We start from the raw sequence: 1,592 nt of genomic DNA, 5'->3' as shown, positions 1-1,592 counted from the left end.
ACCGTCGCTGGTGGTGTAGGCAACTTCGATCTCCACCTCCCCCGGCTGATCGCCGATGAAAACCGCATTGGCGCCATCACCGGCAATGCTGCCGCTGCCCGAGCTGATTCCCCGTAAGCAATCACAGGGCACCGCATCTTCCGGCGATCGAGCCGGCTCACGTACTGATGTACGCATCGCCGTCTCGCTTGCCGCATGCTACGGCACCCTGTGACCGCTTACCCCGTGGGCCCCGTGATCGGTTACGATTCCCCAGGCAAAAACACCACCCGCCGGATCGGCGGTGTCGTTCAGGTTGACCGCTTCTCCGAATGCGGCCATGGCGGGGCTACTGACCCCGAAGGTGACCGTCGGCTTCATTCGTTATCACGGCACGATAAAAACCAGGCGATCTGTATCCCGGGCCGTCTTCCCATCATTGCGAATCCCTTCGATGGACAGCGCCAGGGTGTTGCGGCCCGGCTGAAGAGGAATATCCACCTCTTCGTCGGTGAAGGGCTCAGGAGAGAACAGGCCGCTGATATCCTCCCGATTCAGTTCCGCCGAAAAGGTGGCCGGGGCGACAGTTCGGCCGTAATAAACGTGAACGGTATAGCTGGTCGCTCCGGGGGCAAGTTCGGTTCGGGCCTGGGTCGGTTGTTCGTAGCCGAGGAAAGTGTTGACGTCAGCAGGCCGCCCGCCTTTGCCGTAAAAAAGAGGGGGGACATAATAGAAGTGTTTATTGACTTCCGGGTCGGAGGAGAATTTATTGGTTAATTTCCATAAACCATCTTCCAGCACAAAAGTCAGTGGCATTATGCTTATGCTGCCGCTGTGACCGTGGTCTTCAATCATTAGAATGATGGTATCATCATAATCGAATTTATCTATTACAAAAGATTCTTTTATGCTCTTTTGTAATTCGAACTCTTTACTACGATCTATCCCTGCTTTATCGAATAATTCTATATCTCTGGCTAAAGATTCTCTAGTCATTGCTTCGTCGCACCATTCTAAATCCTCTGCAAGAAGGCAAGAATTTATCGAATAATATGTGTTTTCTGGTGAAAGATAATTTGATTCTGATTTGCTGATAATTTTTACCGGCAATCGGTAATTGTCATCGGCAAAACCCGATTTGGGTAATAGTAAGCAAAAAAATAAAAAGAATAATAACAAATGGTTTAACGTTTTTGTTGTCATACATTCACCTGTTCTGATCTATTGCAATGATGGTAGTGTCCACGATATCGGGGAGGTTGGCTTTTTTTCTAGTAATACTTTACTCACCGATTCGTCAATAATTCTGCGATTGTACAACCTTAATGTTACGTCACCTTTTACAGTTATCCCGTCCCAGCTTGCTGAAATAACCATATCAGTAGATTCAATCGTGATGGATTGCGAGACTCCAGTCTCCCCTTTTAGGCTTCCATGTAGAACGATGATTTCTTTTGGCGTTTTTGCTTTTACCTCCCCGCCGATATCAATTCCCGCCGCCAATCTCCCGGAGCCGCTCCAGTTGGTGGATTCCTGACAAGCATCGTAATTGCCGTTAATGGATGCATCGGCACTGCCGGCGACAGCTACCGCCATGGCGTCAAGGGTGACAT

General features: G+C 49.5%; 3 protein-coding genes. All 3 read right to left on the bottom strand.

All coding sequences use genetic code 11. The features are described from left to right. Positions 1–198: 198 nt before the first annotated feature. A complete protein-coding gene (locus tag ACHHRT_RS13755; RefSeq protein ID WP_395500339.1) occupies positions 199–360 on the bottom strand; it encodes a hypothetical protein in 162 nt (53 codons plus the stop codon). A 6-nt stretch (positions 361–366) separates the two neighbouring features. Beyond that, positions 367–1,182, bottom strand: coding sequence for a hypothetical protein (locus tag ACHHRT_RS13750; RefSeq protein WP_395500338.1), 816 nt, complete (start codon positions 1,180–1,182; stop codon positions 367–369). Positions 1,183–1,200: 18 nt separating this feature from the next. Then, on the bottom strand, positions 1,201–1,592 hold a 392-nt coding region (locus tag ACHHRT_RS13745), incomplete at its 5' end, for a hypothetical protein (protein WP_395500337.1).

This window comes from Desulfurivibrio modestus, from assembly GCF_044068625.1.
In the GTDB taxonomy this organism is placed as follows: Bacteria; Desulfobacterota; Desulfobulbia; order Desulfobulbales; family Desulfurivibrionaceae; genus Desulfurivibrio.
The sequence above is the reverse complement of the archived record's forward strand: the minus strand, read 5'-3'. Positions and strand labels throughout refer to the sequence as shown.

What these genes read in the sequence shown, in the direction of transcription:
- ACHHRT_RS13755 (WP_395500339.1), bottom strand. Translation starts at nt 360, where the DNA reads ATGAAGCCGACGGTCACCTTCGGGGTCAGTAGCCCCGCCATGGCCGCA.
- ACHHRT_RS13750 (WP_395500338.1), bottom strand. Translation starts at nt 1,182, where the DNA reads ATGACAACAAAAACGTTAAACCATTTGTTATTATTCTTTTTATTTTTT.